Annotated in this window: 12 protein-coding genes; 5 read left to right on the top strand and 7 right to left on the bottom strand. The window is 70.4% G+C overall.

Annotated elements, in window-relative coordinates:
* Nucleotides 1-12: 12 nt before the first annotated feature.
* Both hemG and hemE read right to left on the bottom strand, forming a co-directional pair.
* Entirely contained in the window at nucleotides 13-1,446 is a 1,434-nt protein-coding gene (gene hemG, locus FHU35_RS20305) for a protoporphyrinogen oxidase (protein WP_145742104.1), read from the bottom strand.
* Nucleotides 1,446-2,531 (bottom strand): uroporphyrinogen decarboxylase, encoded by a 1,086-nt coding sequence (gene hemE / locus FHU35_RS20310; RefSeq protein ID WP_145742106.1) that lies wholly within the window; start codon nucleotides 2,529-2,531, stop codon nucleotides 1,446-1,448. The genes hemG and hemE overlap by 1 nt, the downstream gene beginning before the upstream one ends.
* 194 nt (nucleotides 2,532-2,725) lie before the next feature.
* On the opposite strand from hemE, the gene FHU35_RS20315 reads away from it, so the two are divergent.
* From FHU35_RS20315 to FHU35_RS20335, 5 genes are all read left to right on the top strand, one after another.
* On the top strand, nucleotides 2,726-3,325 hold the full coding sequence (locus tag FHU35_RS20315) for a DUF3000 domain-containing protein (protein WP_145742108.1): 600 nt from the start codon (nucleotides 2,726-2,728) through the stop codon (nucleotides 3,323-3,325).
* A gap of 433 nt (nucleotides 3,326-3,758) precedes the next feature.
* On the top strand, nucleotides 3,759-4,475 hold the full coding sequence (locus tag FHU35_RS20320; RefSeq protein ID WP_093264979.1) for a response regulator: 717 nt from the start codon (nucleotides 3,759-3,761) through the stop codon (nucleotides 4,473-4,475).
* A 101-nt stretch (nucleotides 4,476-4,576) separates the two neighbouring features.
* Nucleotides 4,577-5,830, top strand: a complete 1,254-nt coding sequence (locus FHU35_RS20325; RefSeq protein ID WP_186459518.1) for an HRDC domain-containing protein — start codon at nucleotides 4,577-4,579, stop codon at nucleotides 5,828-5,830.
* Nucleotides 5,831-6,110: 280 nt separating this feature from the next.
* Nucleotides 6,111-7,352, top strand: coding sequence for a thiolase family protein (locus tag FHU35_RS20330; protein ID WP_186459519.1), 1,242 nt, complete (start codon nucleotides 6,111-6,113; stop codon nucleotides 7,350-7,352).
* On the top strand, nucleotides 7,349-9,445 hold the full coding sequence (locus FHU35_RS20335) for a 3-hydroxyacyl-CoA dehydrogenase NAD-binding domain-containing protein (RefSeq protein ID WP_145742112.1): 2,097 nt from the start codon (nucleotides 7,349-7,351) through the stop codon (nucleotides 9,443-9,445). Before FHU35_RS20330 ends, FHU35_RS20335 begins: the two co-directional genes overlap by 4 nt.
* A gap of 62 nt (nucleotides 9,446-9,507) precedes the next feature.
* Here FHU35_RS20335 and FHU35_RS20340 read toward each other — a convergent pair whose 3' ends face one another.
* The 5 genes from FHU35_RS20340 to dxs all read right to left on the bottom strand — a co-directional run bounded on the left by FHU35_RS20340 (nucleotide 9,508) and on the right by dxs (nucleotide 14,119).
* A complete protein-coding gene (locus FHU35_RS20340; RefSeq protein ID WP_145742115.1) occupies nucleotides 9,508-9,909 on the bottom strand; it encodes a type II toxin-antitoxin system VapC family toxin in 402 nt (133 codons plus the stop codon).
* Nucleotides 9,909-10,181 carry a type II toxin-antitoxin system Phd/YefM family antitoxin gene (locus FHU35_RS20345; RefSeq protein ID WP_145742117.1) on the bottom strand — a complete coding sequence of 91 codons (273 nt, stop codon included), beginning with the start codon at nucleotides 10,179-10,181 and terminating at the stop codon, nucleotides 9,909-9,911. Before FHU35_RS20345 ends, FHU35_RS20340 begins: the two co-directional genes overlap by 1 nt.
* A 34-nt stretch (nucleotides 10,182-10,215) precedes the next feature.
* Complete coding sequence (locus tag FHU35_RS20350) at nucleotides 10,216-11,349, bottom strand: sensor histidine kinase (protein WP_145742119.1); 1,134 nt, start codon at nucleotides 11,347-11,349, stop codon at nucleotides 10,216-10,218.
* Between the two features lie 2 nt (nucleotides 11,350-11,351).
* Nucleotides 11,352-12,038 (bottom strand): response regulator transcription factor, encoded by a 687-nt coding sequence (locus FHU35_RS20355; protein ID WP_145742121.1) that lies wholly within the window; start codon nucleotides 12,036-12,038, stop codon nucleotides 11,352-11,354.
* Nucleotides 12,039-12,202: 164 nt separating this feature from the next.
* On the bottom strand, nucleotides 12,203-14,119 hold the full coding sequence (gene dxs / locus FHU35_RS20360) for a 1-deoxy-D-xylulose-5-phosphate synthase (RefSeq protein ID WP_145742123.1): 1,917 nt from the start codon (nucleotides 14,117-14,119) through the stop codon (nucleotides 12,203-12,205).
* Between the last annotated feature and the right edge of the window lie 8 nt (nucleotides 14,120-14,127).

The raw sequence follows: 14,127 nt of genomic DNA on the forward strand, positions 1-14,127 counted from the left end.
TCGTGCCACTGCTCAGCGTCCGGGCCGCAGCAGGTCCCGCGTGATGCTGGTCGCGGCCGCCTCACCGGTCGCCACGCAGGCGGGAACTCCCACGCCGTGCAGCGCGGCGCCCGCGATGGCGAGCCCCGGAACGCCAGCTACCTCGCGTTCCACCTCGGCGACCAGCTCGGGATGCCCCACGCCGTACTGCGGCAGGCCACCGCCCCAGCGCAGCACCGCGGAATCCACCGGCTCGGCGGTGATGCCGGTCAGCTCGGCGAGATCCGCGCGGACGCGGGTCAGCAGTTCCTCGTCGTCCAGGCGCAGGTCCTCGGTCTCGCCGAAGCGGCCGACCGAACCGCGCAGCAGCACCTCTCCCCCGCCGCCGCGCAGGTGCGGCCACTTGGTGCTGGAGAAGGTGAACGCCTTGGCGGTGAACGGGGTTCCACCGGAGTGGCGCTCGCCTCGGGCGATCAGCGCGCCGGAGGCCGGGGTCCCCTCGTGCTCGGGCAGTTCGGTGCCGGGCGGAAACGCGAGGCCCACCACGGCCATCGACGCCAGCTCGATCTCGGCGAGCTTGGCGGAGGCAGCGGGAACAGGGCCTTGCAAGAGCTTCCGGGCTGCGGGGGCGGGAACCGCCAGCACCACGGCGTCGGCGTCGAGGTGCTCCGGAGCGGGCGCCGAGCCGATCTCCAGCCGCCAGCCGCTCTCGGTGCGGGTCAGCGCCCGGACCGGCAGGCCCAGCCGCACCTCGGCATCGGCGGCGATCAGCAGCCGGTCGAGCAGTTCCCGATAGCCGGCCTGGAAGGCTCCGAAGACCGGCTGCGGCGCGCCGGGTTTCGGCGTCGGCAGCGACGTGCGGACGGCTTCGGTGATCCAGCCCGCGCCGTCGTCGAGCGCCTTGGCCAGCGCGGGAACCGTGGCCCGCAGCCCGAGCAGGTTCGCGTCCCCCGCGTAGACACCGCCGAGGAGCGGCTCCACCAGCCGGTCGACGACCTCGTCGCCGACGCGGGCGCGCAGCAGTTCGCCGACCGAGACGTCCGCGCCGCCCCACTCGATCGGCGGCAGCGAGGATTCGGCGCGCACGGCGGCGACACCCGCGTCGGAGAGCACCCCGGTGACCGACCCGGCATCGGCCGGAACGCCCATCACGGTTCCGCCGGGCAGCCGGTGGGACCGACCGCCGGCCCGCACGGTCGCGGCCGCGCCCGCCGGGTGGACCACCTCACCGCGCAAGCCCAGTTCCTCGGCCAGGTCGAGCACCTCGGGCCGTCGCGCCAGGAACGCCTCGGCACCCAGGTCGTAGGGACGACCGGCGAGCTCGACGGTGCGCAGCTTGCCGCCGAGCCGCGACGTCTGCTCCACCAGCACGATCTCGGCCTCAGCACCCAGCTCGCGGCGGAGCCGGTGGGCGGCGGCCAGTCCGGCGACACCGCCGCCGACGACGGCGACGCGACGAACGGCCATCAGCGCTGCGCGGTCGCGGTGTGCACCAGCTCGACGACCCGGGACAGGATTTCCGGGTCCGTGGTCGGCAGCACGCCGTGGCCGAGGTTGAAGATGTGCCCGCCCGCGTCGCGCCCCTCTTCGAGGATGCGGTGCACCTCGCGCTCGACGGCGTCCCAGCCGGCGAACAGCACGGCCGGGTCGAGGTTGCCCTGCACGACCGGTGCGGCCGCGCCCGGCTCGGCGGCACACAGCCGCGCGACGGCGGTGTCCAGCGGAACGCGCCAGTCCACGCCGACCACCTCGGGTCCGGCGCTGCGCATCGCGCCGAGCAGTTCGCCCGTGCCGACCCCGAAGTGAATCTTGGGCACGTCGGAGATCTCCGCGACTCCCTCGAAGATCCGGCGGCTGTGCGGGAGCACGAACTCGCGGTAGTCGCGCAGCGAGAGCGCGCCCGCCCAGGAGTCGAACAGCTGGATCGCGTCGACACCGGCTCCCAGCTGCACCCGCAGGAACTCCAGCGTCGTGTCGGCGAGCTTCTCCAGCAGCACGTGCCAGGTCTGGGGATCGGAGTGCATCAACGCCTTGGTGCGCTCGTGGTTGCGGCTCGGCCCACCCTCGACGAGGTAGGAGGCCAGCGTGAACGGCGCACCGGCGAACCCGATCAGCGGCGTGCTCCCGAGCTCCTTCACCAGCAGGCCCACGGCATCGGCGACGGGCGCGACCTGCTCCGGCGCCAGCGAGGGCAGCGCGGAGACGTCGGAGGGCCCGCTGATCGGGCGGGAGACCACAGGGCCCGTCCCGGCCACGATGTCCAGTCCGACACCGGCCGCGTAGAGCGGGAGCACGATGTCGCTGAACAGGATCGCCGCGTCCACCCCGTGCCTGCGGACGGGCTGCATGGTGATCTCGGCGACGAGCTCTGGTGTCAGGCACGCCTGCAGCATCGGGGTGCCCTCGCGGACCTTGCGGTACTCGGGCAGCGATCGTCCGGCCTGCCGCATGAACCACACCGGCGTGTGCCGGGGCTTTCCGCCGCGCGCGGCCACGAGCAGGGGTGCATCGGTGAGGTCCCGGCGGGCGGAGACCGGAGCGGAATTCGTCATGGGAGGCGCTGTCCGTACGTCGACTCGTCGGATCCCGGTGCGGTCTGCGGGCGCCTGGAGAGGATCTGCCACGACGGACGGCCGGGCTTGCACGGGCAATCTTCGCACGGCGCCCGCGCCGCCACGCGAAGCGCCCGCGCCTCCCACGGCGTGCCTCCACCCACGGGCCGGTGCGGGCCCCTACAGTCGTCGCCGTGACGGAGATGTCGGCGGCGCCCGAAGTTTTCCGGCAGGCGGTTGCCGCGTTGACGTCGCCTCGGCCGCGTGCGGAGATCGAGCTCAGCGAGGTCGGTCCTCCCAAGCGCCTGGCCCCCTGGGCCCACGCGCTGGCCGCGGAGGCGAACGGACCGGCAGGCGAGCTGGCCACTGCGCGTTTCGTGCTGCTCTACGACCCGGAGGGCCAGGAGGCCTGGGACGGGGTGCTGCGGCTGGTGGTCTACCTGCGGGCCGAGCTCGACCCCGAGGTCGCCGATGACCCGCTGCTCCCCGCGGTCGGTTGGTCGTGGCTGACCGACGCCCTGGAGAACGCGGGCGCGTCGTTCACCTCGCTGGGCGGCACGGTGACCCTGACTTCCTCCGCGAGGTTCGGCGACATCACGGGCCCGTCCCGCAGCCACGATCTGGAGCTGCGCGGGTCGTGGACCGCGAAACCCTCGGTGTTCGGCGGCGACGAGGTCGAGCTCAGGCCGCACGCGGATGCCTTCCACGAACTCATGGCGTGCGCCGCCGGGCTTCCGCCGGAAGGCGTTGCGCTACTCGGCAGGCGCCCGAACGGGTCAGTGCGACAGGACTGATCGGGGTCCCCCGATCATCGGCTGCGGCGAGTCGGCGCAGCGCGTAGCGTTGCCTCGTCTCCCCCTTCGCGAACCCCCCGAATGCGACACGCCGAAGCGCGACACGCCGGTGTCCGATTTTCATTCGCGAAGTTCGTTCAGGCTCGCCGAACTGCTTGCTCGTGCAAGATTTTCACCATACGCATTCAAAATATGTCGCATGGCCACGCTCCGACGTTACGGTCGTCGCTCTGAGTCACCCCAAAGGGCGACAAAAGCATGGTCCCGTCACAACTCGATCGGGATACATACCCGATTGATCGTCCCGCTGACCCGCTTGGGCGGTTACGCTCACCCCGACGACACCACTTTCGGTCGATCAGTGGCGCGGCTGATTGGTCGAGAGTCCCGGTGCCGGTCGGGGGGGCACGACCGACTCCAGGGAGGTAGTGACGTGGCTGCCGTCGGCTTAGGTCAGGCCGCTCGAACCACGCCTGCCGGCGCTTTGCCGGCGAACATGGTCCCGCACCCGCGGGAAGAGCTGTTCACGGTGCTCGTGGTGGATGACCATCCGCTGCTCCGAGAGGCGATTGCCGCTCGGCTGCTGCAGATGGGCGCCGGCACGGTGCACGAGGCCGCATCCATGGCCGAAGCCAGGGCTCGCGCTCTGGCGACCGGTCCTTGCGACCTCGCAATCCTCGATCTCGGACTCCCGGATGGGACCGGAATCGAACTGGTCACGGAACTCCGGAGCCAGGGTTGGCCACGGATCGTGGTGCTCGCTTCGTCCGATGACCCCTATGCGGTCAGAGCTGCCTTCCAGGCAGGTGCGCAGGCGTACCTGTTGAAGTCGGCCTCACCCATGGTGGTCACCGACGGCGTGCGCCGCGTGCTCGACGGCGGTGTGTACGCCGATCCCAGCGTGGCTCCGGTGCTTGCCGCCGGAACCCGCGTGCCGGGAACGGACAACACACCTCGCGAGCTCTCCGGGCGTGAGGTCGAAGTTCTCCAGTTGGTGGCCGATGGCCGCTCCAACAAGGAGATCGGCGAGGCCCTGAACCTTTCCGCGCTCACGGTGAAGTCTCACCTGTCGCGGATCGGGCGCAAGCTGGGCACCGGCGACCGAGCGCAAATGGTCGCACTGGCCATGCGTGCCGGAGTGATCCGCTGAGGCGGATCGCTGACGAAACACCAGCACCGGGTGGGCCGGACCGACGACGTCGGGTGGACCAGCCACACGAAACGGGCCAAAGCACGTAAGGTCTGTTAGCCGTGGAAGCTGCAAGCCCCGAAACAGTCGGATCCGGCCGCCCGGAGCCGGTGTTGTTGACCGAACCCGTCGACGGCGTGCCGCCGGTGGTGGACACCCCGGCCGCGTTGAACGCGGCCGCTGAAGCGCTGGCCGCAGGTACCGGGCCGGTCGCGGTGGACACCGAGCGCGCCTCGGGTTACCGCTACTCGCAGCGCGCCTACCTGGTGCAGCTGCGCCGCGAGGGGTCGGGCACCGCTCTGGTGGACCCGATCGCCCTCAAGGGCGAGCTCGACCCGCTGGTGCCGGCGCTGGCCGACACCGAGTGGGTGCTGCACGCCGCGTCCCAGGACCTGCCGTGCCTCGCCGAACTCGATCTGCACCCATCCCAGCTCTTCGACACCGAGCTTGCCGGGCGACTCGCCGGGTTCGACCGGGTGTCGCTGGGCGCCCTGGTCGAGCGGATGCTCGGCTATCAGCTGGAGAAGGGCCACAGCGCCGCCGACTGGTCGAAGCGGCCGTTGCCCGAGGACTGGCTGGTCTACGCCGCGCTCGACGTCGAGCTCCTGGTCGCGCTGCGCGACGAGATGCACGCCGAGCTGGAGCGGCAGAACAAGCTGGACTGGGCCTTCGAGGAGTTCGAGGCGGTCCGGACCGCTGAACCCCCGCCCCCGCGCGCCGAACCGTGGCGTCGCACGTCCGGGATCCACAAGGTGCGCAGTCCGCAGCAGCTGGCCGCGGTGCGATCGCTGTGGCAGGCCCGCGACGAATTCGCCCGCGAACGCGACATCGCCCCTGGCCGGGTGCTCCCGGACTCCTCGATCGTGCTCGCGGCGCAGTCCAACCCCAAGTCCGAGGGCGACCTGGTGGCGATGCCGGTGTTCGGCGGTCGCCAGCAGCGCAGGCGCGCCTCGATGTGGTTGCAGGCGCTGCGCGCCGCACGTCGCCTCACCAAGGAGGAACTCCCCTCCGCGTCCACGCCCAACGACGGCCCGCCTCCGACCAACCGCTGGTCCGATCGCGATCCCGCCGCCGCGGCACGGCTCACCGCCGCCCGGGCCGCGCTGAACGCGATCGCCGAGGAGCACTCGCTGCCGGTGGAGAACCTCCTGCTTCCCGACCTGGTCCGGCGCACCTGCTGGACCCCGCCGGAGGAGATCAGCACCGCGTCGGTCGCGGAGCTGCTGCGCACCAAGGGTGCCCGCGAGTGGCAGATCACCCTCACAGCAGAGGCGTTCTGCCAAGCCCTCCTCGCAACTCCCGCCGAGGAATCCTGAGCCGGTCCCAGTTTTAGTCCAAACTGAGCCGACATTTCGGACATGATCATGGCTCGGTTTGGACTAAAACTGGGAACTGCCTCGCCGAGCGCGAACCCGCCCCTCGGGGAAAGATCGGGTTCGCCGGGTCCGGGCTGGTCAGCATGTGAGACAACCGACAGTGGCGGGCACGTGGTTACCGGTGGGTAATAAGCGCTAGAGTGCGATTACCGGCCGGTAAGGCGCCGCGCCCCGCGGATCCCGGCCGAGCACCATCCACCAAGCCAGTGAGGAGCACGCCGTGGCCGCACCTGCGTCGGCACCCGCCGACAGCCGCAGCCGCCCAGCGGTTCGGGACGTGGTCTTCGTCGACGGCGTACGCACGCCGTTCGGCAAGGCCGGTTCGAAGGGCCAGTACGCCCAGACGCGCGCGGACGACATGGTCGTCAAGGTCATCCGAGAACTGCTGCGCCGCCACCCGGAGCTTCCGGCGGAGCGCATCGACGAGGTCGCCATCGCCGCGACCACTCAGATCGGTGACCAGGGCCTGACCATCGGCCGCACGGCCGCGCTGCTGGCCGGGCTGCCCAAGTCCGTGCCGGGCTTCGCCATCGACCGCATGTGCGCCGGCGCCATGACCGCCGTGACCACCGTGTCCAGCGGCATCGCCTTCGGCGCCTACGACGTCGTCATCGCCGGCGGCGTCGAGCACATGGGCAACCACCCGATGGGCGAGGGCGCCGACCCCAACCCGCGCTTCGTGTCGGACAAGATCGTCGACCCGTCCGCGCTGGTCATGGGCTCCACCGCGGAGAACCTGCACGACCGCTACCCGTCGCTGACCAAGGAGCGCACCGACGCGTACGCGGCGCTGAGCCAGAAGCGCTACGACGAGGCGCAGCAGGCCGGCAAGATCAGCCCGGACCTGGTCGCGGTCTCCACCCGCTCCGACGAGGGCTGGGGCCTGGCCACCACGGACGAGCCGCCGCGCCCGGGCACCACGGTCGAGAACCTCTCCGGTCTCAAGACGCCGTTCCGCCCGCACGGCCGGGTCACCCCGGGCAACGCCGCGGGTCTCAACGACGGCGCCACCGGTGCTCTGCTCGCCGACGCCGAGACCGCGAAGGAACTGGGCCTGCCGATCGGCATGCGCATGGTCGGCTACTCCTTCGCCGGCGTCGAGCCCGAGGTCATGGGTGTCGGTCCGGTCCCGGCCACCGAGAAGGCGCTGCAGCGCGCCGGGCTGACCATCGACGACATCGGCCTGTTCGAGATCAACGAGGCCTTCGCCGTGCAGGTGCTGGCCTTCCTCGAGCACTTCGGCATCTCCGACGACGACCCGCGGGTCAACCCGTGGGGCGGCGCGATCGCCTGCGGTCACCCGCTGGCCTCCTCCGGCGTGCGGCTGATGACGCAGCTGTCCCGCCACTTCGAAGAGCACCCCGAGGTCCGCTACGGCATCACCACCATGTGCATCGGCATCGGCATGGGCGGAACGGTCATCTGGGAGAACCCGAACTACAACGCAGGAGGCGAGCAGTGACTGACTTCGCGTCCCTGTTCCCCGACGAGGTCGTGACCAAGGCGTACACCCGCCTCGTCGACGTTCCCGGTCTGACCGGCAAGCTCGCGCTCATCACGATCGACAACGGCCACGATCACACCAAGCCGTCGACCTTCGGCCCGGGCGGTCTGAGCAGCCTGAACGCCGCGCTGGACGAGGCGTTCGCCGCTGAGCCGGCCGCGATCGCGGTCACCGGCAAGCCGTTCGTGTTCGCCGTCGGCGCGGATCTCACGGGCGTCGGCCAGGTGTCGCAGCGCGAGCACGCGCACGCCATTGCGCAGACCGGCCACGACGTGTTCCGCCGGCTCACCGAGTCGACGATCCCGACGTTCGCCTTCGTCAACGGCGCCGCCCTCGGCGGTGGCCTCGAGCTGGCGCTGTCCTGCCACTACCGGACCGTGGCCTCCAACGCGGGCGCGATCGCGTTCCCGGAGTGCTACCTGGGCCTGTTCCCGGGCTGGGGCGGCACGCAGCTGCTGCCGAACCTGATCGGCCCGGACGCCGCGGTGACGGTGATCATCGAGAACGCGCTGAGCCAGAACAAGATGCTCAACCCGAAGAAGGGCCTGCAGCTGGGCATCTTCGACGAGCTGCTGGAAGGTGCGGACTTCCTCGAGGAGTCGGTGCGCTGGCTGACCCGCGTGCTCAGCGGCGAGAAGACCGTCGAGCGCCCGGAGATCGACCGCGGCAAGGGCTGGGACGACGCCGTGGCTCGCGCCAAGGAGATCGTCTCCTCCCGCACCAAGGGTGCCTCGCCCGCGGTGACCAAGACGGTGGAGCTCATCGAGCTGGCCCGCAACAACGACCTCGACGCCGGCTACGCGGCCGAGACCGAGGCGCTCACCGACGCGCTGATGTCGGATGAGCTGCGCGCCGGCCTGTACTCGTTCGACCTGGCCCAGAAGCGCGCCAAGAAGCCCGCCGGTGCGCCGGACAAGCAGCTGGCCCGCAAGGTCTCCAAGGTTGGCGTCGTCGGCGCCGGTCTGATGGCCGGTCAGCTGGCGCTGCTGTTCGTGCGCCGCCTGCAGGTGCCGGTGGTCATCACCGACATCGACCAGGAGCGCATCGACAAGGGCGTCGCCTACATCCACGGCGAGATCGACAAGCTCGCGGGCAAGGGACGGCTCTCGCCGGACGCCACCAACCGGCTCAAGGCCCTGGTGACCGGTGAGCTGGACAAGAAGGCCTTTGCCGACGCCGACTTCGTCATCGAGGCCGTCTTCGAGGAGATGACGGTCAAGCAGAAGGTGTTTGCCGAGCTGGAGCAGCACGTCTCCCCCGAGGCGATCCTGGCGACCAACACCTCGTCGCTGTCGATCACGGAGATGGCCTCGAAGCTCAACAACCCGGAGCGGGTCGTCGGCTTCCACTTCTTCAACCCGGTCGCGGTGCTGCCGCTGCTGGAGATCGTGCGCGGGGAGAAGACCGACGACGCGTCGCTGGCCACCGCGTTCGGCGTCGGCAAGCAGCTGAAGAAGTCCAGCGTGCTGGTCAAGGACGCTCCGGCGTTCGTGGTCAACCGCCTGCTGACCCGCTTCATGGGCGAGATCATCGCGGCCGTCGACGAGGGCACGCCCTTCGAGGTCGCCGACAACGCCGTGGAAGAGCTGGGTCTGCCGATGAGCCCGATGGTGCTGCTGCAGCTGGTCGGCCCGGCCGTCGCTCAGCACGTCAACGGCACGATGCACGCGGCCTTCCCGCAGCGCTTCGGCATCAGCGAGAACCTGCAGCGGTTCGTCGACGAGGGCAAGTCCGCGGTGTGGACCTTCGACGAGTCCGGCAACACGGTCGTCGACCCCGAGGTCGCCGCGCTGTGGAAGTCCGGCGACAAGGTCTCGACCAGCGAGGAGGTCCGCGACCGCGCGCTCAACGCGCTGGCCGAGGAGATCCAGATCATGCTGGACGAGGACGTCGTGGCCGAGGCGCAGGACATCGACCTGTGCATGATCCTCGGTGCCGGCTGGCCGTTCTGGCTGGGTGGCATCACGCCGTACCTGGACCGGGCCGGCGTGTCCGAGCGGGTCAACGGCAAGCGGTTCCTCGCCCCGGGTGTGGCCTCGCTGCCCGCCTGATCAGAGGACTACCGGGAGACCGGGGTTGGTGCCACTGGCTCCAACCCCGGTCTTTTGCTTGATCAGACGGCGCCCGGCTGCTCCGTCGGCAAACCAAGCGCCGCAGCCGCCTCGTGCAGGCGTCGGTCGTAAGTGACGAACGCCGTGAGATGCGGTCCGAAGATCGCATGTGCGGTAGCGAGGTGGATCGAGTCGAGGGATCGCAACATCACGTCCTGATACGCGGCCGCCGTGGCACGAACGACCTCGTCGATGTCGTACACACCGATCCGCTTCATCACGGCCGGTACCGACCCCATCAGCTCCGGTGCACAACGCCGGAGCGCTCTCGGCATTTCGACCTCGACCAGAGCAGAAGCAACCAAAGGCACATCGGGCTGCCTCTCGAGCCAATCGCCCAAGGCATCGCTTTCCGGCTCAGGACGAACGAGTTTGATGAGCGCTGCAGTATCGAGATAGATCACTAGAAGCGTTCCTCGTCCCGAAGCTCACGCACCAGCTCACCGGCATCGGCTTCCTTGCGCACGGCGCCCCGCGGTCGCGGAATCGGCCCCTGCAAAGTCGCGGGCCGAAATTTTCCGGACGCGAGCAAGTCCGCGAAGGGGTGGGGCTCAGCAGGAACGATGCGAGCGATCACGGAACCCCGCTCCGTAATTTCGATCTCTTCACCGTGCTTCACCCTTGCCAGGACACTGGACGTTTCCTGGTTCAACTGGCGCACCGGAACCTCACTCATGGATCCAGAGTACTACAAAAATGTCCTACGCAATTCACGGCGCGGTAGGGAGTTGGATGGTGATCGCGAGGCCGCCGGCGGGCAGCGCGGTGGCGTGGATCTTGCCGTGGTGCGCGGTGGTGGCGGCCTGCACGATGGACAGCCCGAGGCCGGTGCCGTTGCGGGCGGTGCGCTGAACGCCCGCCCGCCGGAACGGTTCGAAGAGCGCGTCCACCGAGTCCGCGGGGATCTCCGGGCCGGAGGAGGCCACGCGCAGCGTCGTCCACTGCGCGTCGGCCCCGGTGCTGATCTCCAGCCACCCCCCGTCGACGTTGTGCCGGACCGCGTTCTCCAGCAGGTTTCCCGCCACCCGTTCCAGCAGCGCAGGATCTCCGACGGCGAAAGCGGGCTCGGTGCACCGCTTCACGCGCAGTCCGCGCCTGCGGGACTCGGGTTCGACGGCACGCAGCGCGCGGCCGACGACGTCGGTGAGGTCGACCGGCTCCCGGACCGCGAGTTCGACGCCCTCGGTGCGCGCCAGCAGCAGCAGGGCTTCCACCAGGCGTTCGGCGCGGCTGGTGGCTTCGCGCACGACGTCGGCCATCCGGCGCAGCTCGGCTTCGTCGGCGTTCGGGTCCGACAGCGTCACGTCGAGCTCGGTGCGCACCACCGACAACGGGGTGCGCAGCTCGTGGCTGGCGTTGGCGACGAACCGGCGCTGGGCGTCGAAGGCCGCCTGCAACCGGTCCAGCATCGCGTCGAAGGTGTCGGCGAGCCGGGCGACCTCGTCGCGCGGGCCGCTGAGCGCGATCCGCTCGTCCAGCGACTCGGCCGACAACCGCTGCGCGGTCTCGGTGACGTCCTGGAGCGGCCGCAACATCCGGCCGGTGACCAGCCACGCGAGCAGCGCGGCGGCTGCCACGACGGCGACGAACGCCGGACCGCCGATCAGCAGGACCTGCTGCCGGGCCGAATCCCGCAGCGCCGCGCCGAGGAGCTCCGCGGGGACGTCCACTCCCCTGACTCGCACCGGAGTGCCCACGGGCAGCCGGGGAACCGCGGCGACGACGTTGCCCACCAGCACCCAGCCCAGCCACAGCAGCACCGCGCTGACCAGGGCGACCAGCGAGGTCGCCAGCAGCGTCAGCCGGGCCCGCAGTCCCGGCCCGCGCCGGGTGAGCGCACCCACGATCAGCCCCTGGCGTGCTCGGTCCGGGCCGCGGAAGGCACCCGGTACCCGGAGCCGACGACGGTCTCGATGACGCCGGGCTCCCCCAGCTTCTTGCGCAGCGTCATCATCGTGACCCGGACGGTCGTGGTGAACGGGTCGGCGTTCTCGTCCCAGACCCGCTCCAGCAGTTCCTCCGAGCTGACCACCGCGCCTCCCGCGGACAGCAGCACCTCCAGCACGCCGAGCTCCTTGCGGGTCAGCTCCACCTCGCCGACGGAGCGGGTGACCGTCCGGCGCGCCGGGTCGAGCTCGAGGTCCTCGGCCGTCAGCAGCGGCGGTTGCGCGGGTGTGGCGCGGCGTCCCAGCGCGCGCACGCGCGCGATCAGCTCCGGGAACGCGAACGGCTTGGCCAAGTAGTCGTCGGCGCCGAGCGACAGCCCGGCAACGCGGTCGGCGACCGTGCCGGAGGCGGTCAGCATGATGACCCTGGTGAGCCCGCCCGAAGCGACCAGGTCGCGGCACAGGTCATCGCCGGACATCCCGGGCAGGTCGCGATCGAGCACGACGACGTCGTACCGGGTGATCGTGGACTTCTCCTGCCCGCTCTCACCGTCGTAGGCGACGTCGACGGCCATGCCATCGCGCCGGAGCCCTCGGGCCACCGCGTCGGCCAGCGGCTTCTCGTCCTCCACGACCAGGATTCGCACGGATCCACCCTGCCACAACAGGCGCTCCCACCTGTCGAGGTCAGGGCCGGGTGAGGCGGATTTCAGCCCGGTTCCGGTGGGGATCCGTGGTGGGGGTGGGGAAGTTTTCATGAAAACTTCCCCACCCCCACCACCTTGGAGCTCCGCCGGAACGGGGGTCGCGATCAGCCGTGGGCGGCTTCGGCCTCGGTGGCGACGCGGAGCTGCGCGCCGCGCCGGCTCGTCACCCAGTCGTTGATGCGGGTGGCGATGTCGGTCTCGGTGAGGCCGAGGTCGGCCAGGACCTCCTCGCGCGAGGAGTGGTGGAGGAAGTTGTTCGGCACCGCGAGATCGCGCAGCGGCACGTCGACTTCCGCGTCGCGCAGGGCGGCGGCCAGCGACGAGCCGAAACCGCCGTGCCGGCCGCAGTCCTCGAGCGAGACCACCAGCCGGTGCTCGGCGGCCATCTCCACGACCTTCGACGGCATCGGGACGACCCAGCGCGGGTCGACCACGGTCACGCCGACGCCCATCGCGGCCAGCCTCTCGGCCGCGGCCACGGCGAGCTGGCCGAACGCTCCGACCGCCACCAGCAGGACGTCCTTGCGCTCGTCGGCGCGCAGCACGTCCACACCACCGGTCCGCTCCACGGACGGGACCTCTTCGATCACCGAGCCCTTGGAGAAGCGCAGCACGGTCGGCCCGTCGTCGACGGCGACGGCCTCGCGCAGCTCTTCGCGCAACGTCACGCCGTCGCGCGGCGCGGCCACCCGGATGCCGGGGATCAGGCCGAGGATCGACAGGTCCCACATGCCGTTGTGGCTGGCACCGTCGTCGCCGGTGATGCCGGAGCGGTCCAGCGTCACGGTGACCGGCTGCTTGTGCAGGGCCACGTCCATCAGCAGCTGGTCGAACGCCCGGTTCAGGAACGTCGAGTAGACCGCGAAGACCGGGTGCAGACCGCCCATGGCCAGGCCGGCGGCGGAGGTCATGCCGTGCTGCTCGGCGATGCCGACGTCGAAGCAGCGGTCCGGGTAGGCGTCGGCGAACTTCTTCAGCCCTGTCGGACCCAGCATCGCGGCGGTGATCGCCACGACGTCCGACCGATCGGCACCGACCTTGACCAGCTCGTCGGCGTAGACGTCGGTCCAGCTCTTCGGCGCGGGCTTCTTGGGCAGGCCGGTTTCCGGGTCGATGACCTTGACCTGGTGCATCTGCTCGGCCTCGTCGTTCTCGGCCGGGGCGAAACCGTTCCCCTTGCGGGTCACGGCGTGCACGATCACCGGTCCGCCGAAGGACTTGGCCATCTGCAGCGCGTACTCCATCGCGCGCATGTCGTGGCCGTCCACCGGGCCCAGGTACTTGAGGCCGAGGTCGGAGAACATGACCTGCGGGCTGATCGCGTCCTTTATGCCGCTCTTGGCGGCGTGCAGGCCGGTGTAGAGCGAGCGGCCCACGACGGGCATCTTGCGCAGCGTGCGCTTGCCCGACTCCAGGGCCTTCTCGTAGCTGGGGTTGAGCCGCAGCGCCGCGAGGTGCTCGGCGAGCCCGCCGATGGTCGGTGCGTAGGAACGACCGTTGTCGTTGACGACGATGACGACCGGGCGCTCCGGGTCGGCCGCGATGTTGTTCAGGGCCTCCCAGCACATGCCGCCGGTGAGCGCGCCGTCTCCGACGACCGCGACCGCGTGCCGGTCGGCACCGGTGACCTGGAAGGAGCGGGCCAGCCCATCGGCGTAGGACAGCGCGGTCGAGGCGTGGCTGTTCTCGACGAAGTCGTGCTCGCTCTCGGCCCGCGACGGGTAGCCGGACAGGCCGTCCCGCTTGCGCAGCTGGTCGAAGCCCTCCTGCCTGCCCGTGACGATCTTGTGCACGTAGGCCTGGTGGCCGGTGTCGAACACCATCGCGTCGTTCGGCGAGTCGAAGACCCGGTGCAGCGAGAGGGTCAGTTCCAGCGCACCCAGGTTGGGTCCCAGATGTCCACCGGTTCGCGAGACCTTCTGGATCAGGAACTCCCTGATCTCCTCCGCCAGCTCCGCCAATTCGGTGTGCGTCATGCGCTTGACGTCGGCCGGACTGCGCACGGACCCCAGCAGCGTCACCGTGTTCC

Origin of the sequence: Saccharopolyspora dendranthemae, from assembly GCF_007829955.1 — a bacterium.
In the GTDB taxonomy this organism is placed as follows: Bacteria; Actinomycetota; Actinomycetes; order Mycobacteriales; family Pseudonocardiaceae; genus Saccharopolyspora; species Saccharopolyspora dendranthemae.

What these genes read in the sequence shown, in the direction of transcription:
- hemG (WP_145742104.1), bottom strand. Translation starts at nt 1,446, where the DNA reads ATGGCCGTTCGTCGCGTCGCCGTCGTCGGCGGCGGTGTCGCCGGACTG.
- FHU35_RS20345 (WP_145742117.1), bottom strand. Translation starts at nt 10,181, where the DNA reads ATGAGTGAGGTTCCGGTGCGCCAGTTGAACCAGGAAACGTCCAGTGTC.
- hemE (WP_145742106.1), bottom strand. Translation starts at nt 2,531, where the DNA reads ATGACGAATTCCGCTCCGGTCTCCGCCCGCCGGGACCTCACCGATGCA.